Genomic DNA, 23,246 nt, shown 5'->3' on the forward strand with positions numbered 1-23,246 from the left:
ACCCTTCCAGACCACCCCCATACTGGTCCCACCTGAAGGCACGGGAAGGGCGTCCGGCCGGCGACCGAGCGGCCTTCGGGGGTGGACGAGCGGGAAGCGCTCGCCGGTGGTCTTGAGTGACGCTTCGGGCGTCCTGGGCAGGTTCCTTGCAACACAGGACGAAGCCCGGCGGCGAAGGATCGGCGGACGCGGCAGGCCTGGGCTGAAATCGCCCAGGCGGTCCGGAAGGGTCGTCAACCTTCCGCCCGTCGGGGGCCTCCATCGGAGCGGGTTAAAAATCCGCGATCCGAAGGCTTCCGGATAACGGCTGCACGCGAAGCGCCTGCCCTTCGTCGAAACGGTACACAACATCAAAGCTACTCCGGGCGAGGCCCGGGCGCTTCGCACCCTTCCCACCCATCGCAGCGAAAGCGCGTGAGCGCGAAATCGCGCCTGCGAGAGGCCCCCTCAGTCGCTTCGCGACAGCTCCCCCAGAGGGGGAGCATCTATGCGGCGCGGCGGCCGATCAGATCCTCCCCCTCTGGGGGAGGTGGCCCGGAGGGCCGGAGGGGGATCGCGGGCGGTGCGCCGGGACCCCTAGAACGCCTCGGCCACGATCGTCCCGTCCGGCAGCAGCGCCGCGCGCTTGAGGCCGCTCGAGGCGAACGGCATGGCCACGTTGCCGTCGCGGTCGACGGCGACCAGCCCGCCGTGGCCGCCGAGGTCGGCCACGCCCTGGATGGCGGCCCGGGCGGCGCTGTCCAGGCTTTCGCCGCCGAACCGCACCCGGTGGGCGATCTGGGCGGCGACGGCGGTGCGGATGAAGTATTCGCCCTGGCCGGTGCAGGACACCGCCGCATGGCCGTCGGCCCAGGCGCCGGCCCCGATGATCGGACTGTCGCCGACCCGGCCTGGCAGCTTGCCGAACACCCCGGCGGTCGAGGTCGCGGCGGCCAGGCGCCCCTCGGCGTCGCGGACCACGCAGCCGACGGTGCCGGTCGGCAGGACCTCTGGGGCGTGATTGGCCTCGAAGGCCCCGGCCTGGGTGAACCAGGTGGTCGGATCGGCGATCGCCTTGAGGCCCTGCTCGCGGGCGAAGGCCATGGCCCCTTCGCCGGCCAGCATCACGTGCGGGGTGCGCTCCATCACCGCGCGGGCCGCCAGGATCGGGCTTTCGAAGCCCTGCAGGGCCGCCACCGACCCGGCGCGCAGGGTGGCGCCGTCCATCAGGCTGGCGTCCAGCTCGTAGGCGCCGTCGGCGTTGGGCGAGGCGCCCTTGCCGGCGATGTAGAGGCCGCTGGCCTCCAGGGCGACGACGGTCTCGACGGCCACGTCCAGGGCGCTGGCCCCCGCCGCCAGCCGCTCGCGCGCCGCCTCGACCAAGCCGCGCATGTGGGCGATCTCGACGCCGTAGTCGTGGCCGCGCTTGGCCCCCGCGCCGCCGTGCAGGGCGAGGGTAAAACGTTTGTTTGACATTCTGCTTCCTTGGCCGTCCGGCGTGCGCTAGCGTCCGGCCGCTCATAAAGACAAACGCAGGGAGAGGCGAGATGAAGGCGGTGCTCAGCAAGGCGGTCGGCGGACCCGAGACCCTGGTGCTGGAAGACCTGCCCGATCCGCGTCCCGGTCCGGGCCAGGTGGTGCTGGAGGTCAGGGCCTGCGGCGTCAACTATCCCGACGTGTTGATCATCGAGGACAAGTACCAGTTCAAGCCCGAGCGGCCGTTCGCCCCCGGCGGCGAGGTGTCGGGCGTGGTCACGGCGGTGGGCGAGGGGGTCACGGCCCTGCGGGTCGGCCAGCGGGTGCTGGCCTCGACCGGCTGGGGCGGCATGGCCCAACAGGTGGCGCTGGACGCCGCGCGCTGCACGCCGATCCCCGACGGCATGCCGTTCGACGAGGCCGCCGCCTTCATCCTGACCTACGGCACCTCCTACTACGCCTTGAAGGACCGCGGCCGCTTGAAGGCCGGCGAGACCCTGCTGGTGCTGGGCGCGGCCGGCGGCGTCGGCCTGGCGGCGGTCGAGCTGGGCAAGGCGGCCGGGGCGCGGGTGATCGCCGCCTGCTCCAGCCAGGAGAAGGTCGACCTGGCCGTCAGCCGCGGCGCCGACGCCGGCGTGGTCTATCCGCGCGGCCCGTTCGACAAGGACGGCCAGAAGGCCCTGGCGACATTGATCAAGGACGCCTGCGGTCCGGGCGGCTGGGACGTGGCCTATGACGCGGTCGGCGGCGACTATTCCGAGGCGGCGATCCGCGCGGCCGGCTGGAACGGCCGCTTCCTGGTGATCGGCTTCCCGTCCGGCATCCCGAAGATCCCGCTGAACCTGACCCTGCTGAAGTCCTGCGACATCGTCGGGGTGTTCTGGGGCGCGGCGGTGGCCCGCGATCCCGAGGGCCACGCCCAAAACGTCCGCGAGCTGATGGACCTCTATGCGGCGGGCAAGATCCGGCCCTATGTCTCCGAGCGGTTCCCGCTGGCCAGGGCCGGCGACGCCATCGCCCACCTGGCCAGCCGCAAGGCCATGGGCAAGGTCGTGGTCGTCAACGAATAGTCCGCGACATCGCGACACAGGCGGATTCATGGTCTCCGAAATCGAAGTCTTCAAAGGGCCTGGTCTGTCTGCGTCGTCAGTTGCTTAAATGGTAAATCGTTCCTGAATGCACAACCTCAAGGTTAAGTCTCGCTAATCATCCTTCTTGGGAAAAGGCTAAGCCTGTTCCTGTAGACCTATGCTCCAAGTTGTCGGAGTTGGGCCAAGATGTTTCTTCCAGCGAGAGACGCTTCCTCTCCAGAGGTGCGTCAGAACTTCCGTATGAACCGCCGCCCTGAAGAGCGCGTGCAGGTGCTTGGCGGGTCGATGGACCTGGTCCGTCCCGAGGAGGTCTTCCACTTCGTGGCGGGCAAGATCGCCGCGCGGGAAAGCGCCGTGGTCGCCAACCACAACCTCCACAGCCTGTACCTGATCCGCAGGGACGAGAAGATCGCCGAGTTCTTCCGCACGTCCGACCTGATCGAGGTCGACTCCGTGCCGCTGATCTTCTGGGCGCGCATCGTCGGCCGGGCCAGCCGCCGGTTCCACCGCTGCACCTATCTGGACTGGCGCGACGCGTTCTGGGAGCGGGCCATCCACGAGAACTGGAAGGTGTTCTTCGTCGGCGGCGCCCCGGGCGTCGGCGAGAAGGCGACGGCGCGGATCCAGGCCGACTGGCCGGGCGCGCGGATCCGCACCCACCACGGCTATTTCGACGTCACGCCCGGCTCGGCCGAGAACCAGGCGGTGGTCGACGCGATCAACGACTATCGGCCCGACATCGTGCTGGTCGGCATGGGCATGCCGCGCCAGGAGGTCTGGGTGCTGGAGAACAAGGCCAAGCTGGGACCCTGCGTGACCTTCACGGTCGGCGGGGCGTTCGACTACGAGGCCGGCGTCCAGCGTCCTTCGCCCCGCTGGATGGGGCAGGTGGGCATGGAGTGGCTGTTCCGGCTGGTGGTCGATCCGCGGCGCCTGTTCACCCGCTATTGCGTGGAACCGTGGCACCTGATGGGCCCGGCCCTGCGGGACGTGCGCCGCGCCTTGGCGCGGCAGGCCGTTTCCGGTAAAGCTGCGGACGCTCGCGCGGAGTATGTGCGGGCGTCGGATTTGGCGCGCTCTGATGTTCTGGGGGGACAATGAGCCTGAAAATCTACATGCCGTCGCCTGGCCGCAAGGCCGAACCCAATATCGCGCAACGCGTCGCGGCGATCTTCGGCCTGGCCGGACTTGTCCTGGCCTGGGCCGTCGTTCTGCTGCCCTGCGCGGTCTGGCTGCTGTTTAACCTGGTGTTCAACCGGCCGCAGCCGTCGCCGGCCGGTCAACAAGCCTGAACGTCGTTCACTTAGTCCTGGCCAGGCGCGCCGCGCCGCGCCAGGATAGCCGCGCCTGACGCAGCGGCCCGCCCTTCCAGAGGCCGCGCGCGGCCAAAGGGAGCGGCGCATGACGGGACGTCTGGACGGCAAGGTCGCGGTGATCACCGGCGGGTGCTCGGGCATCGGGCTGGGGACGGTGGAGCTGTTCGCGGCTCAGGGCGCGAAGGTCGTCGCCGCCGACGTGCAGACCGAGAAGGGCGAGATGCTGGAGAAGCGTTTCCCCGGCCAGGTCCGCTTCGCCCCTTGCGACGTCACTCACGAAAGCCAGATCGCCGCGGCCATGGCCCTGGCCCAGGAGGCGTTCGGCGGCCTCGACATCCTGTTCAACAACGCCGGTCACGGCGGGGCGCCCAACGGCGTGGCCGACATGACCGCCGAGGGCTGGGACGCCACCTTCGCCCTGCTGCTGCGCGGTCCGGTGCTGGGCATGAAGCACGCCCTGCCGCTGATGCTGGAGCGCGGCGGCGGCAGCATCGTCAACACCGCCTCGATCGCCGGCCTGCAGGCGGGTTTCGGACCCCTGGCCTATTCCACGGCCAAGGCGGCGGTGATCCACCTGAGCCGCTGCGCGGCGGCCGAGCTGTCGCCGCTGAAGGTCCGGGTCAACGCCATCTGCCCCGGTCTGATCGCCACCTCGATCTTCGGGGCGTCGATGGGCCTGTCGCGTGAGGTCGCCGACCAGATGGCGGCCCGGGTGGCCGAGGTCGGGCCGAAGATCCAGCCGATCCCCAAGGCCGGCCTGCCCGACGACATCGCCCGGGCGGCGCTCTATCTGGCCAGCGACGATTCCGAGTTCGTGACCGGCACGCACATCGTGGTCGACGGCGGCGTCACGATCGGCGGCCGCCACGCCTGGGACCACGCCGCCCCCTCGCCCCTGTTGTCGGCCATGGGGATCACGCCCGAACAGGCCGAGCAGATGCGGGCGGCGATGATCGCCGGGCAGGGCCGGTGAAGTCGGTGCGGCGAGTCTGATCGGTCGGGGGCGTGCGAGCCGGCGTCCGCTTCGGTTGGATCCTTTAGGAGCGCACGCCCACGCCAACATGAACCCACTTCGTGGGCGCGCCGGGGGCCTGGCGGTCCAGCCACTGATAGGGCGCTTCGTTCCAGGGCACGATCCAGGGCGACAGGTTGTCGAGCACGACCTCGCCCTCGCTGGTGGCCACCAGCAGCACGGCGTGCATCTCCCCGTGGAAGGTGCGGACGATGGCGATCGACAAGGCCTCGCCCGGAGCGCCGGCCTCGATCAGCGCCCGCCGCTTGGCCAGAGCGTAGTCCTCGCAGTCGCCGCGTTTGACGTGGTCGACGCCGGCGGCCCAGTAGTCGGCGCGCCCATAGGCGGCGTAGTCGTCGGAGCGGCGGATCGAGCGGTTGATCTGGGTGTTGATGCGCTGCAACTCGCGGTCGCTCAAGGCGCTGACGATCGGGGGCGCCGGGGCGTCCTCCACCGCCGGGGCGTCCTCCACCGCCGGGGCGGGGGTTTCGGCCGCCGCCTGCTCGGCCTCTTCCGTGAAGGCGGGGGCGATGGGTTCGAACAGGTTCGGGACGGGCCGCGGCGCGAGCGGGCGGTTGATGTAGCCCGGGAAGGCCGAGGCGGGCGCCTCGCTGAGCTCGGCGGTCGTGCGCCCGAACAAGGCGGCCCAGCGGGCCTGGCCGGCCCACTGACGGACTTCGGCGAGCTTGGCCGCCTGGCTGGCGTCGATCTCGCCGCCGCGGATGCCGTCCACGCACTCGATGGGCTGGCGCTGGCAGAGGTCGGCGAAGCCGACCGGCGCGGCGGTGGGGGCGCCCAGCGGCATGGGCGGCGCAACCTTCATCGGCGCCGCGACGGCCAGGGCCGGAGCGAACGCAAGAACCAGAAGGCTGAGGGCAGGCCAGTTGCGCATGGATATTCATCCCCTGTTCGGGAGTAAATATCACCAACAAAACATAACAACCGGCGTAGATGGATGGGTAAATAGAAGTATATAGACATAGTAAATTCCCCATTATTCAATAAGGGATTTTACCTAGACGAGTAAGCGTTGCTGCATGGCTTGATCTTGGCGCGCGCAACGAAAAAGCCGGCGACGTCGGGGACGTCGCCGGCTTCTGAGGTCGCACAGGCCGATCAGGCTGGGTTGGCCGAGGAGGCCGCGCCCCGCCCCTCGGGAGCGGGACGGTGACGGCGGCGCTTGCGCCTGTCCATCGCCCGGAGCTGCCGGACGCTGAGGTCGGGGTGGGCGCGAAGCTGATGGCGCAGGCGCTCGACCATGCCCGGCAGAACGGCCGCGGCGATCCCCGCCGTGTCCGCGATGAAGTCAGCCAGCGACATGTCGCGGCCTGTCAGGCCCTGCAGGAGTTCGATGGCCAGGCCCAGCGCGGCTGCGACCACGGCCAGGTCGGTCCGTCGCCGGCGGGGCGCGATGATGAAGAGCGCATTGGTCACCGCGAAGAAGGCGATGGCGTGGGCTTCCTTGTCGGTGAAGCCGAACCGCAGTTCGAGGTCCTGGAACGGACCCAGCATCACCACCATCAGGCTGGCGAACGCGATCGCGAAGAAGGCTTTAAAGCATCGTTGCAGAGTGCGCGGCGTCAACATCGAGGGGGTGCTCCTTAACTCGCGCACATTCCCTCATCGACTTCAATTACTGGTAAATTCCTATGATTAATGCCTGATAATACTTGGAAATTTATCGATGGGGCAAAAGAAAAGCCCGCCGCCGGACGGCGACGGGCTTTTCCAAAAAAGACCGGCGGGTCTTTCTAGCTCGCGTAGTACTTCTTGTATTCGTCGTAGTAGTAGCCGGCGTCGCCGTAGCCGTGCTTGGACTGGGCGTTCATGTCGACCTGGGTCAGGGCCACGCCGGCGATCTGGGCGTTCGCCTGCTGAAGCAGGCGGACCGAGGCGCCGATGGCGCGGGCCGGGGTCTTGCGCCAGCGGGCCAGCAGCACGACCAGATCGGTCTTGCCCGCCAGGATCCGGGTGTCGGCCAGGGCCAGCACTGGCGCGGTGTCGAGGATGACCAGATCGAACGAGGCGCGGGCGCGGGCCAGGAGCTGGTCCATCGCCGCCAGGCCGAAGATGTCCTCGGTGGACGAGGCGGTGTGGGCCAGCGGCAGGACGTAGGCGCCCGAGGCCTGGTCCAGCAGCACCGCGCTCTCCAGCGACGCCGCGCCGTGCAGCACCTCGGCCAGGCCCTTCTCTGGCGTCAGGCCCAGGGTGCGGGTGACGGCCCGGCGGCGCAGGTCGCAGTCGAGCAGGAGCACCTTGCTGCCGGCCTGGGCGGCGACGCGCGCCAGGCAGATCGAGGTGGTGGTCTTGCCTTCGCCCGGCAGGGCCGAGGTCAGGACCACGATCTTACCTTGCTGGCCGGGCACCGCGTAGAGGATCGAGGTGCGCAGCGAGCGGAAGGCCTCGGCGAAACCGGAGAGCGGTTTGCGAAGCACGTAGTCGATCGGCTGGATGCCGCGCTCGTTCGCTTCGGCGACCGACGACATCAGGGGGATCGAGGCGACGCTGGCGAGGCCGATCTTGCGCTCGACATCGTCCGAGGTCGCCAGACCGGCGTCCATGATCTCGGCGATGACGATCGCCGCCAGGCCGGCGCCGGCGCCGACGATGACGCTCAGCGCCAGGGCCAGCATCACGTTGGGCGAGCTCTGGTGGGTCGGCGGAACGGCGTGGGACACGACGCGGGCGTCGGCCTGCTCGACGCCTTCCTGAGCGCCGGTCTGCTTATAGCGGTCCAGGAAGCTCTGATAGACGTTGCGGGCGGCTTCGGCGTTGCCTTCGAGTTCTTTCAGGTGGACCGAGGCCGCGCTGTTGGCGGCCAGGGTGCCGCGCGCGCCGCCAAGGCTCGATTCCACGGAGGCGGTGCGCTGCTGCGAGACGCGAACGCGGGCTTCGAGGTTGGAGACGATACGGCGGATTTCGGCCTGGATCTGCTGGTCGATATCGGCCAGTTCGCGCTGGGCCCGGACCATGTCGGGGTGGCGCTCGCCGTAACGGCCGGACATCTCGGCCACGCGGCCGCTGACCACCGCGCGTTGGGCGCGCAGGTTCTGCACGACCTGGGAGCTCAGGGCCTCGCCGACGTCGTCGCCGTTGGAGCCGGCGGCCAACTGGGCGCGGGCGGTGCGCAGGCGGGCCTCGTCCTCGGCTTGCTGGGCGCGGGCCTGGGCCAGCTGCTGGTTATAGGCCGAGATCTCCTGCTCGGTGAGCGTGGTGCCTTCCGAGCTGAGCAGGTTGTTGGCGACACGGTAGTTGGAGACGGCCGCATCGGCTTCCTGCAGCTGGGTGCGCAGGGTGTCCAGGCGGGTGTTCAGGAAGCTGTTGGCCTGGCGAGTGGCGTCGAACTTCGCGGTCAGTTGCGACCGGATGTAGGCGTCGGCGAACGCGTTGGCGATCGTGGCGGACTTCATGGCCGAGGTGGACTGGAAGCTGATGGTGATCGAGTAGGTCAAGCCCACGCGACGAACCGTCAGCTGCTTGCCGACCGCGGCGATGACGGCCTGCTTCTCGGCCTCGGCCGAGCCGGGCGCGACGGGCGCGGCCTTCTTGCCGCCCAGGATGCTGCCGATCAGGCCCGGCGACTGGAGCGCGGCGTTGTATTCCGGATCCCGGTCGAGCTTGAGGGCCTCGACGACGCTCGCGGCCAACTGCGGCGACTTGAGAATCTCGACTTCAGTGTCGACCGTGCCGGTGTCCGCCGTCAGGCCGGACAGGACGGCCTGGGAGTCGACGACTTTCTCAGTACGCGTGTTGATCATGACATTGGCGGTCGCCGTGTACATCGGTGTCTGCCGAAGCATCACGAACATCAGGGCGGCGGCGATCAGGCCGGCGACGCCCAGGAACAGCCACATGCGACGCCGAAATGCGGCGATCAGGCGTTCAACATCGATGGTCTCGCCAGAAGACCCGCGGGCGCGGTTCGTCAGCGGCTGCGTATCAACACTGTTTTCCATTAATCTTCGCCAGATCCGTTTCTAAAGGGCTGCGCTTAGTCAATATGAACAAATACGCAGTGAAGGCGTGAGCCGCTTCCTGATAGTGGATGCATAGTTCACAACCCACCTTTCAAAAGCGTTTCTCTGTTTTTCCGTCTCATCGTATGGCGAGCGCCAAACCGGGCTCCACTAGCACACCCCCGGAACGCAAGCGAAGGGGTAAATTGAAGTCAACCAAGTTTGGACAACAAGCGCGTCAGGATTCTGGCGCCCGCACCCCCGAAATGAAAAAGCGCCTATGTGCTGGGCGCCGTGTACGTTCTGTAACGGCGAAGCTTGCCGCGGAGCTCCGTTGACCAACGACTGCGGAAAGCCTGTAGGAGGTGGGCTGATGTACAGTCCCGACCAGGGTCCGCTTGGACGTTCAGGGGGGTGTGTGTTCAGGAGTTTCATAATGCTCTCGGCGCTCGTTCTCGCTCTTCTGGCGTTGGCCGCGGACCAGTCGGCGGGTTCCGGCGACGTTCCGGCGAGGCTTATCGCGCCGCCCATGGCCGAGGCGACGGCCCAGGCCTATGCGTGGCGTCCCGTGGCGATCGGAGGGGGAGGCTTCATCACGGGGTATAGCGCCGACGCAAGGGGTTTGACCCGGACTGTCAGAACCGACGTCTACGGCGCCTATCTCTGGCTGCCCGAGGCGAACCGTTGGCTTCAACTGGTCACGACGGCGAGCATGCCATCGGAGGATCACAGGCCGATGACGCTGAACGAGGGCGTCTACGAAATCGCGGTCGCGCCCTCCGATCCGGATCGGATCTACATGGCCATCCGCGGCGGGGTCTATCGGTCGAGCGATCGTGGGCGCAGCTTCGTCCGGACCAACCTTCCGCCGGTGACCTTCGACGCCAACAGTCCCTTTCGCCACTACGGCCCGTTCATGGCCGTCTCGCCCCGCGACCCCGACCTCGTGCTGCTGGGCACGCCGACCGACGGATTGTGGCGATCGGGAAACGGCGGCCGGGACTGGACCAGGATCGCGACGGCGCCGGGCGGGCTCGGCCCGGGACGCGCCGCGCTGCAGCCCAGGCCTGGGCTGGTTTTGTGGTTCGCGCCGGACGGCGCGCAGATCTGGGCCATGTCGGCCGGCGACGGGGTCGCGCGGTCGCTCGACGGCGGCCGAAGCTTCGCGCCCCTGGTCTCGCCTTGGGATCCCCAACCGACCTCCCTTCGCCACGGCGCCTTCGGTCTCGACGGGGCGTTCTACGGCGTCGATCACGATCAGAAGAAGATCTGGAAGTTCTCGGGAGGAGCCTGGGAGGACCTGACGCGGGCGGCCGGCGTGACCCCGGCGTCGTTCGGCAGCGTCGCCGTCAATCCGGTGGACGGATCGATCTATGTCTTCGACGAGGGCGGTCACGCGATCCGCAGCGACGACGGCGGCCGGCGGTGGTCTCGCGTGCTCACCAATGCGCGGGTCGGAAAGGGCGAGCCGCCCTGGCTTCATGTCGCCGACCAGGGTTTCTTCGCCACCGGCCAGGTGGTGTTCGACCCCGTCGTCCCCGGCCGGCTCTGGAACGCCGCCGGCACGGGCGTCTATTTCGGCGACATCGCCTGGCCCCTCGGAAACATCACCTGGGAAAGTCAGGTCCGAGGCATCGAGGAGCTGGTCGCCAACGACGTCAGCGCTGCGCCGGGCCAGCTGCCGCTGTTCGCGGCTTGGGATTTCGGCATTCATCGACGCGACGATCTCGAGCGCTTCTCGACCGGCTATGGTCCCAAGGAGCGGGTGCTGATCGCCGCGCAGCAATTGGATTGGACGCCGGCCCAGCCCGGCTTCTTTGTCACCAACGCCTCGGACACCCGCACCGATTGTTGCTCCGGGGACGGCGACGCGGTGCTCGCGGGCTACAGCGAGGACGGCGGCCGGACCTGGTCGAAGTTCGCGACCTTGCCGCAACCGCCCGGAACGGCGCTGTCCGACCCTTGGCGCATGGCGTTCGGGGCGATCGCGGTCGCGGCCGACGATGCGCGCAACATCGTCTGGGCGCCCACCCACAACCGGTCGCCCTTCTACACGACCGACATGGGGCGGACCTGGCGGCGCGTGGTTCTGCCCGGCGAGCGGCTGCCCAGCACCGGCTCACACGCCGACTACTATTTCCACCGCAAGACCCTGGCCGCCGACAAGGTGCTGGCCAGGACCTTCTACCTGGTCCACAGCGGCGACGGCCTGAATCCGGGGCTCGCCGGCCTGTGGGTCACGCGTGACGGCGGCGCGGACTGGTCGAGGGTCTACAAGGGCGAGATCGCGCCTGGCAGCCGCTACAGCGCCAAGCTCCGGGTCGTTCCCGGCCAGGCGGGCCATCTGTTCTTCACATCGGGCGTCTCAGACCCGGGCGATCGGGCCCTTCGGCGGTCCGTCGACGGCGGCCGCACTTGGACCGTATTGCGTCGGGTGCAGGCGGTGCATGACATCGCCTTCGGCAAGGCCGCGCCCGAACAGGACTATCCGGCCATTTATCTCACGGGGCGGATTGACGGTCGCTACGGGGTGTGGCGATCGATAGACAATGCGGTGAACTGGGTGCGGATCGGCGAGTTTCCCGTCGGCGCCCTGGATGAAGTCGTCGCCATGGATGCAGACAAGGACGTGTTCGGTCGTGTTTATCTCGGCTTCAAGGGGTCGGGATGGCGATTTGGGCAACCTTCAGTGTGTAAACCGGGGCCTTACACGTTCGGGGATGGTGGGGAGTGCTATTTTTTGGGGTTGTGAAGCGTGCTCGGCCTCAATTTTGAGCCAAAATGTTTCAATGACATTTCTTAAGATCGAGGCTTGCTTATATTCACCGGCAGGAAGGCTTGGCGTCCGATCCGCAGAACACTTTTGGGGAATGATGAGGCCATGATCGACCGTCCGCTGGGTGCGGAGGCAGCATTGGGGTTGGGCCAGTCATGCCCGACAAGGCCCCCGCGACCATGACGGCGCCCAGACTTCTCCTTGTGGCGTCGGCCGGAGGGCATTGGGTCCAGCTCTCGCGGCTGGCCGCGGCCTTCGAGGGTTTCGACGCACAGTATGTCACCACGCTGAAAGGCGCGCGCGCGCCTTGCGGCTGGCGGCCGGTCGCCGTGGTGCGGGACGGGTCCCAGACGGATCCTCTGGCGTTGCTGATCATGTTCGCGCAACTGCTGTTCATCGTGCTGAAGTTCCGCCCGTCCACCATCGTGACCACGGGAGCCGCCCCGGGGGTCTTCGCCGTGCGGCTTGGCAAGCTGCTGGGCGCTCGCACCGTCTGGATCGACAGTATCGCCAATTCCGAGAAGCTCTCCCTGTCCGGCCGCCTTGTGCGCAAGCACGTGGATCTGTGCCTGACCCAGTGGCCTCACCTCACGGACGCCTATCCGGACGTGCAATGTTTCGGATCGGTCATTTGATACTGCTGTCCGTAGGCACCCAACTTCCGTTCGACAGGCTGGTGCGCACGGTCGACGACTGGGCGATCGCGACCGGACGGTCGGACGTGGTCGCCCAGATCGGCCCCTCGACCTACGCGCCGCGCTCGCTGAAGGCCTTCCCGTTCCTCGCCCCCGAGGCGTTCCGGGAGCTCCAGCTGAACGCCACGATCATGATCAGCCATGCGGGCATGGGCTCGATCCTGACGGCGCTGGAATACGGAAAACCGATCATCATCATGCCCCGCGATCATTCGCGCGGCGAGCATCGCAACGGCCATCAGCTGGCGACGGCCGAGCGCTTCAAGGCCGTTCCCGGCATCTACGTCGCCTCCGACGAGCTCGGCCTGGTCGAGCATCTGACGCGTTTGGCCGAATTGACGGGCTCGGCGAGGTTGCCGCCTCATGCGCCGGCCAGCTTTACGGACCGGTTGCGCGATTTCATCAGCAGGCCCTGAGCGACCTGCTCCCGGTCTCCACTTTTCCGCGGAGGCCTTAGTCGAACAACCCGGCCAGTTGCCGCCCGATCCGGGGCCAGGCCAGGGTCTGGTTCAGCAGGACGCGGCCGCGGGCCGCGCGATCCGACCACTCCGCCGCAGGCTTGGCGTAGAAGGCCAGGATGGACTCGGTGACGCCGTCGAGTTCGACGGGCTGAGGGATCTCGACCGCCGCCAGGCCGGCGGCGATCAGATCGGCGATGCCGCCCGCCGGGGCGGCGATGACCGGCCGCCCCGCCATGCCCGCCAGCACGGCCACGCCGCTCTGGGAGTTGAAGTCGGTGTAGGGCATCAGCAGCGCGTCGCAGGCCGTGAGCAGTTCGTTGACGCGCTCGTCCGTGATGAAGCCCGTCTCCAGGGTCAGGCCGTCGGGGCAGCGCGCGGCGATCGCCTGGCATTCGTCGAGATAGGCGGGGTCGTTGGGATCCTTGGCGCCGGCGACGATCATGCGGACGGGGCAGCCGGCGTCGCGGGCGGCGATGACGGCCTCCATCGCCAGGGCCACCTGCTTGTTCCGGCGGATCGTGCCGAAGGCCAGCAGGGTGTTGGAGCCTGGGACCGGTCCGGCGGCGGGGACATTGAAGGCCCCGTGCGGCGCCACCACGATCTTGCCGGCGGGCACGCCGAACAGCTGGATCAGCGGGGCGCGGCCGGCTTCGGACAGCACGGCGATCACGGAGGCGCAACCGTAGATCAGCCGATAGCCCGCGCGCTCCAGCCACCGCCAGCGCGGGGGCAGGCTCCAGGAGTGGGGCTCGGGATCGTGGCAGACGAAGACGACCTTGGCGCCGGTCAGCCGCAACAGCATCAGCGGCCAGATCGCGAAGACGAACGGGTCGGGAATGCTGACGATGAACCGATCGCTGGTGAAGCGCGCCGCCAGCAACGCGCCCAGACCGCCCGCCACCCGCGCGAGCGAAAGGAACGCCCGGTGCAGGCGCGAGCCGCCGCCAACGAGTTCCCGGACCGGGCGGACGCGGCGGACGTTGCCAAGCCGCGCGGTGCGGTCTTCCGGGTAGCCGGCTGGCGCGATGAACAGGACATCGCTTCCCGCGGCGGCCAGGCCTTCCACCAGGCCCTGGGCGTAGAGGCCGGTCCCCGAGCGCCAGGCGCGCGTATAGACGACGATCCGCTTCAAGGGTGACAGCTCCCGATGCTCGAATAGGATGGCGCGCCGGCCGAGCCGGGCTTGACCGCCGCCAGAGCCTTATCGCGCGTCGGGCGTTCCGCCAATGTCGGCCGGTCTCGACCGGCGTGAGCGTGGGCGACCGGCCTCTGGAGCGTGCATTCGGACGGCGGGATCGCCGTCACGGCCTCCAGCAGGGCGGCGTCGCTTTTCAACAGGTCCCGGGCGCGATAGTCAGGAGCCTCTTCCGTGACCTCGGAGTCCGAATGGGACGCTATCTGCCGCAGATCGACGGGCTCCGCGCCGTGGCGGTGTCGGCTGTCCTGATCGACCATTGCTTCGGGCCGCGGATTCTGGTCGGCGGCCATATCGGCGTCGACATCTTCTTCGTCATCAGCGGTTTCCTGATCACCGGCCTGCTGGTCGAGGAGATCGATCGCGACGGGCGCGCGTCGCTGCGCGACTTCTACGCCCGACGCTTCCTGCGGATCATGCCGGCCCTGCTGGGCGTGTCGCTCTTCGTCGTGGCGGCGCTCCTGGCGGGGTCCCTGGTGGCCCGGAGGCTGGACCTCTGGGGCGAGCTGCGCAACGTGCTCTACGCATTGGCCAGCATCATGAACTGGGCCCGGGCGGCCGGCTGGACCGGGGGAGGCTTCATGGGCCACGCCTGGTCGCTGAGCGTGGAGGAACAGTTCTACCTGATCTGGCCGCTGCTGCTGAACGCCACGGCCGGACGCCTGGACCGCAGGCGATACGCGATGGTGCTGGTCGGGGCGATGTTGGCTTTGGCGGCCTGGCGCGGCTTCCTGGCCTGGAACGGCGCCAGCGCCGAGCGCCTCTACAACGGGACGGACACGCGCGCCGACGGCTTGCTGCTGGGCGCGGCCTTGGCCCTGTCGGGCATGCGACGGCTTCCGGCCATCTTGCTCAAGCTCTGGCCTGTTCCGGTGCTGGGTCTGATGGTGGTCGCGGTCTCGACGCCTTGGTCGGCGCCGCCGCTCGGATATGGGGGCTTCACCCTGGTGGCGCTCTGCGCCGCCTGGCTGGTCGCCCTGGCGGTGGACGACCGCGCGCCGTTCGTCACGTGGCTGAAGTCGCCGCTCGCGCTCTGGATCGGCAAGAGGTCCTACAGCCTCTACCTGTGGCACTATCCGATCCTGATGATCTTTTCGTTCGCGGGCGTGCGCTCGCGGCTGACCGACGTCTTGACCGTCGTGGCCTCACTCGTGGCCGCGCACCTGTCCTACGTTCTGGTCGAGCAGCCCTTCCTGCGCCTGAGGGGGCGCTTCCTGGAACTCTGGGGCGCCCCCGCGCGGGGCGAAGGACGGGTACCGGACTCCATCCCCTAGCCAGGGGCGGAATGGCGCGCCGGGCGTGGAGCGGTTCCTCAGATAGACGTAGTAGGCGGCGATGAAGATCGCCGACAGCACGGTCGACGACCCCGACCACAGATCCGGGGCGATGACGCCCAGGAAGGTGCAGGCGCAACCAGTCAGGGCCAGGCCGTCCGCATCCGCGCGCTCGAAGCCGATGGCCTGCAGGAAGAAGCCGGAAAAGGCGCTGATGGCGCTGATGATCATGAAGATGATCAGCCCGACGACGCCGCCGGTGTAGAAAACGCCGACGGCGCCGATATCCGAAAAGAAGAAGGTGGTCGTCGCCATCAGGTAGATGGTGTCGTCGCGGCTGCTGGCCAGGCCGACGCCGAACAGCCAGTAGTCCCGCACGAAGTATTTGGTGGCCTCGTAGGACAGCGAGCGGATGGTGGCCGACGAATCGTTGTTGCCAAACAGGTCGTAGGGCCGGAACGCCTGGTCGTTCAGGCCGATGATCAGCACCAGGGAAACGACGAAGAAGGCCAGGAAGCAGAGAACGCCGACCCGCTTGGTGTTCCGCAGCACGACATAGGTGACCAGCGCGAAGATCGTGACCGCCGTGACGGCGCGGAAGTAGGACAGCCAGATGCCGGCCGCGAACAGGCCGAAGGTCAGCAGATAGATCCACTTCTTGCCGACGAAGGCCCGGGTGAACGACAGGCACAGGCCGAACACCATCAGGGACGACATCATCGCGAAGCGCGACGGGCGGCCCAGCCGCAGGTCGGCGGCGATGAACAGCTTCTCCGCGCCCGGATCCGTCGGCGCCTTCAGGCCCCCGACGCCGAGGCTCAGCGCCAAATAGAAGAGCGCGTAGACCAGGGCCACCGCGAACAGGGCGTTGATCAGGGTCTTGCGCTCGAGGTTGACCAGGGCCGCGACGAAGACGACCGAGGAGAAGAGCCCGATATAGACCGATATGGCGTTGAGATTGGCGTCGCCCCCCCAGGCGGCCGAGAACCAGTAGACCTGCGACACCGCGTAGATGGTCGCGATCACGCTCCACAGGACGATGCCGTACTGGCGGTAGACGATGCAGATGCCGGAGGCCAGGGCCAGGGCCAACAACTCAAGGCCCAGGGCGATCGTGCGGCCGTTGGGACCCGCATAGAAGCTGATCCGGCCTTGGTGCGCCACGAACGCGACCAGGAACAGCATCAGCGCGACCGTGGTCGTCAGCCTGGCCAGCCATGGCTTGGGAATGGCGGTCGGTTGCACGAAATCGGCTTTGCTGGCGTTGGTGAAGGACAGGGCGGCGGTCACTTTCGGTCGCGCGGGACTGGTATCAGTGCCCGCCAAATCAGGCAACATCAGGGAGCTTTCACGTCGCCGGGGCCGCCGCGCAGTTCGATTTGTGTGCGCCGCCGAGCGATCAACGCGTCAATCCGTTCCAGACGTGGGATTTCCGGCCGAGGCGGCCGGGGGCCGCAAGGTGAAATCGCCCGTCGCCACACCGGCGCCGGTCGCGGTCAGGTGCTGGAAATCGAAATAATAGAGCGCGCCGGGCGCGCCGTAGCGGCAGCCTTCCGCGCCGCACAGCCGGGCCTTGGTGTCGAAGAAGGTCGCGGCCGGATGGGCCTTCGCCGTCGAGCGCAGAACGGCCGTGGCGGGGTCGTCGAAGATCTCGTCGCCGCGAGCGGCGAAGACGCCGGGCGTGCGCGAGAACCAGCGCTGCGCCATCGCTCTTGCGGGGATCAGGTCGCCGACGATGCGGCCGTAGGGATCGAACCGGAAGGTCGGCACGTCGTCGACCAGAATCACGCGGCGTCTGGCCGCTGTCAGGCGGGCCACGGTGTCGTCCAGGGCGTCGGCCAGCGGAACGTCCGCGCCCTTGCCGTCGGTCAGGATCATGTCCGAGGGCCAATAGCTGGCCAGCACGACGACCTCGATCTCGGGGTGGCGCTCGACATAGGCGAAGGCCTCGCGCTGGAAGGCCTGACATTGCGCCAGATGACCCACACGGCCGGGGATTTCGCGGGCGAAACCCCATAGGGGCGGGCACGAGGACTTGGTGATCTGGCCGAAGCCGAAGCCCTCGCGCGCCGCCAGCGCCTTGAAGCCCGGCGCGATCGCGCTGCCGTGGCTGTCGCCCAGCACCAGGACGCGAGGGGCCGCTGAAGTCGGCAGGCAGGCCGCCGGATTCTGCGGCGACACCGCCCCGTAGGGCGCCAGACACGGGTCGGTCCGGGCCTCGCTGACGGTCCGGGACATCTGTCGCACGGCCGGCGAGAACCGGCCGGGCCAGCCGTCGGCCAGGAAGAAGAACAGGGCGGGAAGGGCGATCAGCGCGGCGACGACGCCGTAGCGCGCCAGGACCGCGGTCTCTCCGAGGACGCGGCGGCGGAAGGGTTGTTCCACCCATCGCCAAGAGGCCGCGGCCGGGATCACGGACAGGATCAGCAGGGCGGCGGGCGGCAGACCCTTGCCGTCCGGCGCCAGGATGCGGTTCAGGAAGAACAGCGGCCAGTGCCACAGGTACCAGGAATAGGAGATCTTGCCGATGAAGACGAAGGGGCTCCAGGACAGGACCTTGCGATTGAGCAGGCTGTCGGGAGTGGCGATCAGGATCGCCGCGGCGATCGTCGGGATCAGGGCGTACCAGCCCGGGAAGGCGTAGGCGGGCCGATAGAGCGCCATGGCGGCCGCCAGCGCCGCCACCGCGGTGAAGGCCGCGACGTCGGCGACCGGGCGCGGCGGAGTCCAGGCGCTCGACCGGCGTTCCGACAGCGCCAGGATCGCGCCCAGGCCCAGCTCCCAGGCGCGGGTCGGCAAGAGATAGAACGCCGCCTTGGGATTCAGGTGGGTCAGCACGATCGAGCCGGCGAACGAGACCAGGGTTCCCAGGACCAGGACCGGCATGAACAGCCGCGGCCTGATCTTGAGGCACAGCAGCACCAGGATCGGGAAGACGATATAGAACTGCTCCTCGACGCCCAGCGACCAGCTCATCAGCAGCGGCAGATGGTCGGAGGCCGGGTCGAAATAGCCGCCGGCGGTGTAGAACAGCAGGTTGGAGGCGCCGAAGATGGCGGCGAAGGCCTCCTTGCCCAGTTCCCGCAGCTCGAGCGGCGTCAGCAGCAGCGCGCCCAGGCCGAACATCACGGCCAGGAGCACGTAGAGGGCCGGCAGGATGCGCCGCACCCGCCGGGCGTAGAACCGTGAGAACCGGAACTCCCCGGCGACGGCTTCGCGGAAGACCTGGCCGCCGATCAGGTATCCGGAGATGACGAAGAACACGTCCACGCCGATGAAGCCGCCGAACACGCCGGAGAAGCCGGCATGGAACACCACCACCGCCAGCACCGCGATCGCGCGCATGCCGTCGATATCGGGCCTGTAGGCGCCGGCCCAGGCGATCGGCGCGCTATCGGGCTCGGCCGAGCGGGACGTGTCTAGCGTGGCTTCCTGGATCATGCGGAGCCCGTTGTCTTCGTTCGGCGGGCGCGAGACAAGGCGTGGACAGCTTCGCAACGTCGATGCGTCGTGGGCGGGATGCGGTCGGGGCGGAAATCGCGCGCGGCCGCCCGCGCCTTGGGCGCGACGCCTCCCCTGGCACGAAGTCGGGCGCGGGCGGCGGATGCGGTCACAGCGACCTATAGAGTTCGGCGAACCGCTCGGCGCAGGCGGTCACCGAGAAATGGGCCTCGAACCGCCGCAGTCCCGCCTGGCCGTAGGCGGCGCGCCGCTCGGGCGACAGGATCAGGGCCGCCAGGGCCTGGGCTAGCTGCGCCGCGTCGTCGGGCTCGACCAGCAGGCCGGTCTCGCCGTCGAGAACCTGCTGGGGAATGCCGCCGATCCGGGTGGCGACGACAGGAAGCCCGCGCGCCATCGCTTCCAGGATCGCCACCGGCTGGTTCTCGGCGCGAGAGGGCAGGACCAGCAGGTCGGCCGCCCGCAGCACCTTGTCGGCGCCCGCCTCGTCCACCCAGCCCAGGAAGACGATCCGATCCATCACACCGGCTCGCGCGGCCTGGGCGCGCGCCGTCTCCAGGTCGCCGTTGCCGCCGATCGTGGCGGTGAACGCCAGGCCTTCGGCCTTGAGCCGGGCGAGGGCGTCGATCAGGACGTCCACGCCCTTGCGATGGCCCACCTCTCCCAGGAAGGCGATCGCCGGGGTGGCGTTCGGGGCGCGCGCGATGGGAAGGGCGGCCGGCACGCCGTTGGGAATCTCGACCACCCTGGCCGGCGCCAGCCGCAGGTCGGTCAGCATGAACCGCTTCCAGTGGTCGCCCAGGGCGACGACCGCGTCGGCCCGCGCGAAGAAGGCCCGCACGCCGGCCTGGCGCCCGGCCGGCAGGTCCGCGTAGTACTGGTCGTAGCCGCTGCCGTGCAGGTGCAGGACCGTCCGCAGGCCCAGGGCCTTGGCCACGGCCTGGTACAACCGCTTGCGCAGGGTCGATCCGCGCGGCGCGACGTTGAGATGCGCGACGTCGATGCGTCCGGTCGCGCATTTCACCGCGAAGGCCGCAAGGGCGAACGGGGCGGTCAGGTGCTTGAGCAAGGCGTTGTCGCTGTATCGCGAGCGATAGACGTGCGTCTCGATATCGGGAATGTGCGCCTGGATGTGACGCGTCAGGTACGCCGTCACGCGCACGATCCCGCCGCGGCCCGAAAGACCTTCGGGGATGACGATCGCGACTCGTGTTGTTTTCACTGGGGCGTCCGTGCTCTAGGCGGGGCGTGTCTTCGGCGGGGAAGGGACGGAAACAGCGGGCCTATCCCTGGCTTTGCCCGGGCGGCTGCGGGGTCGTCAAGGCGAAGCCGGCGTTCGGGGGCGGCGCCACGGCCGGCGGCGCGTCCTTCATCACGGCCTTGGGGTGGCGGCCGAGGGCGGACAGGCGCTTGAGCAGCCACTTCTCGACGGTCAGGTGGATGACCAGGGCCGTCGCCACGGCCGAGACCGCCAGGACCGCGAACATGACCTCCGGCGACAGGGGCAGGCGCTTCAGAAGGCGCAGGGCCAGGGAGGCCAGCGGCTGATGGATCAGATAGAGCACGTAGGACGAGCCGCCGGCCGCCTTCCAGAAGCCGGGCGCCGGCACGGTCCAGGTCGCCTCCAGCCGGGCCAAGCCGCTGATCAGCGCCGCCGCGCCCAGCAGCAGGCCGATCGTGCCGAACGGACCCAGGACGTCGACGCCGTGCGCAACGCCCCGGCCGAACGTCCACTCGATCGCGCACAGCAGCAGCGTCAGGCCGCCGCCCAGGCCGATCAGCGGCCAAGGCCGCGAGGCGGCGGGCGCGTTGGTGTTGGCCGCCACGATCATGCCCAGGCCAAAGCCCAGGTTCAGCGTGCTGGCCACCACCGACCAGGACCCCATCCAGCGAACCGTGTCCACCCCGGCGGCCAGGGCGTAGAGGCCGGCGGCGATGCTGATCGCGATCCAGGCCCCGATGGCCCAGAACGCCTTGGGGCCGAACCATAGGGCCAGAGCGAACAGGGCGTAGAACACCATTTCGTGGCGCAGGGTCCAGGAGATCGACAGGATGGCGTCGGCGTGCGGCAGCAGCAGCAGGTCGGCCGCCACGCCCAGCGGCGTCAGTTCGCGTTGGCCGGCCATCGACGGGCTGACCAGGAAGGCCAGCAGCATGGCCAGCGAAACGGCCAGGAACATCGGAAACAGGCGGACGGCCCGCTTCACGACGAACCGTCCCAGCGCGCCGGCCTGTCCCAAATCGGCGCGATGGACGTGATAGATGATGAAGCCGCTCAGTACGAAGAAGTAGGGAACGCCCACGTGGCCGGGCCGAAAGATGTCGCCGAAGACCGTCACGCCGCGGAAGTCCGCGATCACGCCGGTATAGTGGAACAGCATGACCCCGAGAGCGGCGAAAAAGCGTCCAGCTTCCAGGGAAATCAATTTGTTGCCTTCGGAGCGGGCCATTATAGGTCTCTGTCCCTCCATCCAAGCTTGGCGGTGATTGCCCGTTCTGCTGGCGATGGTCATTTTTAAGATCGTATATGCGAAAGTCGTGCGTTGTAGTGACTGGCGGCGGTTTAGACGAAGTTCCGATAGGGACATTTCACGCCCGTTTTCAGGCGAGGCTCCATGTCTGACTTCAAGACTCATGCCGCCGAACGGAAGCGGTCGCGCCGATGGATCGCATTGATTTTGGGCGGGACCTTGGCCCTCGGCTCGATCGTGGCGGCGGCGGCGATGTCGATGCAGGAGGGGCGGGACGTCGTCGGCGAGGCGGCCGACGCGCTCAAGTCGGTGCCGCGCCACCTGCGCACCGAAAGCAATCCGGAACTGATCCAGGCCGAAAACCCGCGGTTCCAGGTGCAGAACGCCGGCCAGCCGTGGAACTACGCCGTCAAGGGCTCGCGGGTCCGCTTCGAGGTTCGCCCCGGCGACAGCTTGCCCGGCGACGGCAAGGTCAAGGAGCGGTCCGAGATCGCGACGTCCCTGCGGATGAAGCTGGACCGGCCCTACGAGGTCGCCTTCAACCTGATGATCGAGCCGGGGCCGCCCAACACGGCCGGTTGGATGACCCTCACCCAGATCCAGTCGACGCCCGACCCTGGCGAGCCCGGGCACAGCCCTCCCTTCGCGATCGAGATGGTCGGCGAGCGCATGCGGGTCATCACGCGCGACGATCCCAACCGCGTGGCCAGCCGCGAGACCACCACCTATCGCGCCCACTACACCGACAGCCAGCCGATCAAGCGCGGCCACTGGTACCGGATGCGCGTCCGGGTGAAGTTCGGCCCGGCCGGCGACGGCTTCCTGCAGGTCTTTCGCGACGGCCGCCAGCTGGTCGACTATCACGGCCCGCTGGGCTTCGACGACATCGTCGGGCCGTACTGGAAGGAAGGCGTCTACCGGGAGTCCTCCAGGGAGCCCTTCGCCGCCAATTTCAGGAATTTGAGCATCAAGCCTCTCTAGGGACTGGGCTTGTAGGTTCGGCGAGGCCGCATCGGCGGCGACGAGGTGGACGATCCAGATGACGGTGGGATTCGCGTGACGCAAGGCCAAGCCAATCCCCGCGCCGCCGCGATCATTCTCAACTGGCGGGCGGCCGCCGACACCGTCCAGTGCGCGCTGAGCGCGGCGCGGCTGGACCATGAGAACCTGGACATCGTCGTCTGCGACAACGCCTCCGGCGACGGATCCTTCGAGGCGATCCAGTCCGGCCTGGCCGAGCATCTCCCGACGATCAACCAGGAGCGCGCCGCCCGCGGGATGCGGCCCTTCGTTCTGGCCGCACTTGAAACTCCGAACCTGTCCACGCCGCCGCGCGGCGACGACGCGACCCGCCGGCTCTGGGTGGTCCAGACCGGTCGCAACGGCGGCTATGCGGCGGGCAACAATGTCGGCGCCCGCCTGGCCCTGGCCGAACCCGACGTGGAATACGTCTGGATCCTCAACAACGACACCCTGGTGGAGCGCGACGCCCTGACCCGCCTGCTGGAACGCATGGCGGAGGATCCGGCCATCGGCATCTGCGGCGCGAAGGTGGTCTATCTGGAAAGGCCGGACCGCGTGCAGTCGCTGGGCGGCGGGCGCTTCCTGCGCGGCCGGGCCCGCTGCGAGCTGCTGGGCAAGGGAACCCCGGCTGACGCCCCGGTCGACGCGGCGGCGATCGAAGCCCAGCTCAGCTACGTCAACGGCGCGGCGGCCCTGGTGCGGCGGACCCTGATCGAGACCGTCGGCTATATGGACGAGGGCTATTTCCTGTACTGGGAGGAGATCGACTGGGCGGCGCGGGCCGCGGGCCGCTTCCGCCTGGGCTATTGCGACGCGGCCAAGGTCTATCACCGAGTCGGCATGTCGATCGGAACCAGCGACGAGGGCCAATCCTCGATGCTGTCGGACTTCTACCTGACCCGGAGCAAGTTCCGCTTCCTGCGGCGGCACCATCCGGGGCTGCTGCCGCTGGCCTTGCCGAACCTGGGCCGGGCGGTGGTTCGCGAGCTGCGCGCCGGCCGGGGCGACCGGGCCCGCAACCTGCTCGTCGCCGCGGCGGGCGGGCGCTATTCGCCGGGGTGA

At 68.5% G+C, this 23,246-nt stretch carries 18 protein-coding genes; 10 read left to right on the top strand and 8 right to left on the bottom strand.

Translation table 11 applies throughout. The features are described from left to right. Positions 1-576: 576 nt before the first annotated feature. Entirely contained in the window at positions 577-1,455 is an 879-nt protein-coding gene (locus BM066_RS08315; RefSeq protein ID WP_018113125.1) for an isoaspartyl peptidase/L-asparaginase family protein, read from the bottom strand. 71 nt (positions 1,456-1,526) lie between these two features. On the opposite strand from BM066_RS08315, the gene BM066_RS08320 reads away from it, so the two are divergent. The 4 genes from BM066_RS08320 to BM066_RS08335 all read left to right on the top strand — a co-directional run bounded on the left by BM066_RS08320 (position 1,527) and on the right by BM066_RS08335 (position 4,835). Further along, complete coding sequence (locus BM066_RS08320; protein ID WP_018113124.1) at positions 1,527-2,525, top strand: NADPH:quinone oxidoreductase family protein; 999 nt, start codon at positions 1,527-1,529, stop codon at positions 2,523-2,525. A gap of 207 nt (positions 2,526-2,732) precedes the next feature. Continuing rightward, positions 2,733-3,647: a WecB/TagA/CpsF family glycosyltransferase gene (locus tag BM066_RS08325; protein ID WP_029589448.1), complete on the top strand. Its 915-nt coding sequence runs from the start codon at positions 2,733-2,735 to the stop codon at positions 3,645-3,647. After that, positions 3,644-3,838 (top strand): hypothetical protein, encoded by a 195-nt coding sequence (locus BM066_RS08330; RefSeq protein ID WP_018113122.1) that lies wholly within the window; start codon positions 3,644-3,646, stop codon positions 3,836-3,838. Before BM066_RS08325 ends, BM066_RS08330 begins: the two co-directional genes overlap by 4 nt. A 109-nt stretch (positions 3,839-3,947) precedes the next feature. Continuing rightward, positions 3,948-4,835: an SDR family NAD(P)-dependent oxidoreductase gene (locus BM066_RS08335; protein WP_018113121.1), complete on the top strand. Its 888-nt coding sequence runs from the start codon at positions 3,948-3,950 to the stop codon at positions 4,833-4,835. Positions 4,836-4,899: 64 nt separating this feature from the next. Here the strand turns inward: BM066_RS08335 and BM066_RS08340 are convergent, their stop codons facing one another. The 3 genes from BM066_RS08340 to BM066_RS08350 all read right to left on the bottom strand — a co-directional run bounded on the left by BM066_RS08340 (position 4,900) and on the right by BM066_RS08350 (position 8,830). Further along, positions 4,900-5,766: a transglutaminase-like cysteine peptidase gene (locus BM066_RS08340; RefSeq protein WP_018113120.1), complete on the bottom strand. Its 867-nt coding sequence runs from the start codon at positions 5,764-5,766 to the stop codon at positions 4,900-4,902. A 224-nt stretch (positions 5,767-5,990) separates the two neighbouring features. Further along, entirely contained in the window at positions 5,991-6,461 is a 471-nt protein-coding gene (locus BM066_RS08345; RefSeq protein WP_029589447.1) for a VanZ family protein, read from the bottom strand. Between the two features lie 164 nt (positions 6,462-6,625). Then, positions 6,626-8,830, bottom strand: a complete 2,205-nt coding sequence (locus BM066_RS08350) for a GumC family protein (protein ID WP_029589446.1) — start codon at positions 8,828-8,830, stop codon at positions 6,626-6,628. A 280-nt stretch (positions 8,831-9,110) separates the two neighbouring features. Here BM066_RS08350 and BM066_RS08355 point away from each other — a divergent pair, with 280 nt between their 5' ends. From BM066_RS08355 to BM066_RS08365, 3 genes are all read left to right on the top strand, one after another. Then, positions 9,111-11,582, top strand: a complete 2,472-nt coding sequence (locus BM066_RS08355) for a beta propeller repeat protein (RefSeq protein WP_255367523.1) — start codon at positions 9,111-9,113, stop codon at positions 11,580-11,582. A gap of 179 nt (positions 11,583-11,761) precedes the next feature. Continuing rightward, positions 11,762-12,241: a glycosyltransferase family protein gene (locus tag BM066_RS08360; RefSeq protein ID WP_218150899.1), complete on the top strand. Its 480-nt coding sequence runs from the start codon at positions 11,762-11,764 to the stop codon at positions 12,239-12,241. Beyond that, positions 12,238-12,717, top strand: coding sequence for a glycosyltransferase (locus tag BM066_RS08365; RefSeq protein WP_029589444.1), 480 nt, complete (start codon positions 12,238-12,240; stop codon positions 12,715-12,717). The genes BM066_RS08360 and BM066_RS08365 overlap by 4 nt, the downstream gene beginning before the upstream one ends. A gap of 37 nt (positions 12,718-12,754) precedes the next feature. Here BM066_RS08365 and BM066_RS08370 read toward each other — a convergent pair whose 3' ends face one another. Beyond that, positions 12,755-13,894 carry a glycosyltransferase family 4 protein gene (locus BM066_RS08370; protein ID WP_089926212.1) on the bottom strand — a complete coding sequence of 380 codons (1,140 nt, stop codon included), beginning with the start codon at positions 13,892-13,894 and terminating at the stop codon, positions 12,755-12,757. Between the two features lie 254 nt (positions 13,895-14,148). On the opposite strand from BM066_RS08370, the gene BM066_RS08375 reads away from it, so the two are divergent. Beyond that, entirely contained in the window at positions 14,149-15,231 is a 1,083-nt protein-coding gene (locus BM066_RS08375) for an acyltransferase family protein (RefSeq protein WP_018112991.1), read from the top strand. A gap of 1,407 nt (positions 15,232-16,638) precedes the next feature. Here BM066_RS08375 and BM066_RS08380 read toward each other — a convergent pair. The 3 genes from BM066_RS08380 to BM066_RS08390 form a co-directional block, all read right to left on the bottom strand. Continuing rightward, positions 16,639-18,672, bottom strand: a complete 2,034-nt coding sequence (locus BM066_RS08380) for an acyltransferase family protein (RefSeq protein ID WP_018061286.1) — start codon at positions 18,670-18,672, stop codon at positions 16,639-16,641. 169 nt (positions 18,673-18,841) lie between these two features. Next, positions 18,842-19,912: a glycosyltransferase family 4 protein gene (locus BM066_RS08385; protein ID WP_089926215.1), complete on the bottom strand. Its 1,071-nt coding sequence runs from the start codon at positions 19,910-19,912 to the stop codon at positions 18,842-18,844. Positions 19,913-19,973: 61 nt separating this feature from the next. Next, complete coding sequence (locus BM066_RS08390) at positions 19,974-21,140, bottom strand: acyltransferase family protein (RefSeq protein WP_177218408.1); 1,167 nt, start codon at positions 21,138-21,140, stop codon at positions 19,974-19,976. 165 nt (positions 21,141-21,305) lie between these two features. Between BM066_RS08390 and BM066_RS08395 the strand changes: the two genes are divergently transcribed. Together BM066_RS08395 and BM066_RS08400 are read left to right on the top strand one after the other, a co-directional pair. After that, complete coding sequence (locus tag BM066_RS08395; RefSeq protein WP_018061083.1) at positions 21,306-22,142, top strand: heparin lyase I family protein; 837 nt, start codon at positions 21,306-21,308, stop codon at positions 22,140-22,142. A gap of 75 nt (positions 22,143-22,217) precedes the next feature. Beyond that, positions 22,218-23,246 carry a glycosyltransferase family 2 protein gene (locus BM066_RS08400; protein WP_089926221.1) on the top strand — a complete coding sequence of 343 codons (1,029 nt, stop codon included), beginning with the start codon at positions 22,218-22,220 and terminating at the stop codon, positions 23,244-23,246.

This window comes from Caulobacter sp. UNC279MFTsu5.1 (assembly GCF_900114015.1).
Taxonomy (GTDB): Bacteria; Pseudomonadota; Alphaproteobacteria; order Caulobacterales; family Caulobacteraceae; genus Caulobacter.

Excerpts from the sequence above, each read along its gene's own strand:
- BM066_RS08315 (WP_018113125.1), bottom strand. The coding sequence starts at position 1,455 with ATGTCAAACAAACGTTTTACCCTCGCCCTGCACGGCGGCGCGGGGGCC.
- BM066_RS08320 (WP_018113124.1), top strand. The coding sequence starts at position 1,527 with ATGAAGGCGGTGCTCAGCAAGGCGGTCGGCGGACCCGAGACCCTGGTG.
- BM066_RS08325 (WP_029589448.1), top strand. The coding sequence starts at position 2,733 with ATGTTTCTTCCAGCGAGAGACGCTTCCTCTCCAGAGGTGCGTCAGAAC.
- BM066_RS08330 (WP_018113122.1), top strand. The coding sequence starts at position 3,644 with ATGAGCCTGAAAATCTACATGCCGTCGCCTGGCCGCAAGGCCGAACCC.
- BM066_RS08335 (WP_018113121.1), top strand. The coding sequence starts at position 3,948 with ATGACGGGACGTCTGGACGGCAAGGTCGCGGTGATCACCGGCGGGTGC.
- BM066_RS08340 (WP_018113120.1), bottom strand. The coding sequence starts at position 5,766 with ATGCGCAACTGGCCTGCCCTCAGCCTTCTGGTTCTTGCGTTCGCTCCG.
- BM066_RS08345 (WP_029589447.1), bottom strand. The coding sequence starts at position 6,461 with ATGTTGACGCCGCGCACTCTGCAACGATGCTTTAAAGCCTTCTTCGCG.
- BM066_RS08350 (WP_029589446.1), bottom strand. The coding sequence starts at position 8,830 with ATGGAAAACAGTGTTGATACGCAGCCGCTGACGAACCGCGCCCGCGGG.
- BM066_RS08355 (WP_255367523.1), top strand. The coding sequence starts at position 9,111 with ATGTGCTGGGCGCCGTGTACGTTCTGTAACGGCGAAGCTTGCCGCGGA.
- BM066_RS08360 (WP_218150899.1), top strand. The coding sequence starts at position 11,762 with ATGCCCGACAAGGCCCCCGCGACCATGACGGCGCCCAGACTTCTCCTT.
- BM066_RS08375 (WP_018112991.1), top strand. The coding sequence starts at position 14,149 with ATGGGACGCTATCTGCCGCAGATCGACGGGCTCCGCGCCGTGGCGGTG.
- BM066_RS08380 (WP_018061286.1), bottom strand. The coding sequence starts at position 18,672 with ATGATCCAGGAAGCCACGCTAGACACGTCCCGCTCGGCCGAGCCCGAT.
- BM066_RS08390 (WP_177218408.1), bottom strand. The coding sequence starts at position 21,140 with ATGGCCCGCTCCGAAGGCAACAAATTGATTTCCCTGGAAGCTGGACGC.
- BM066_RS08395 (WP_018061083.1), top strand. The coding sequence starts at position 21,306 with ATGTCTGACTTCAAGACTCATGCCGCCGAACGGAAGCGGTCGCGCCGA.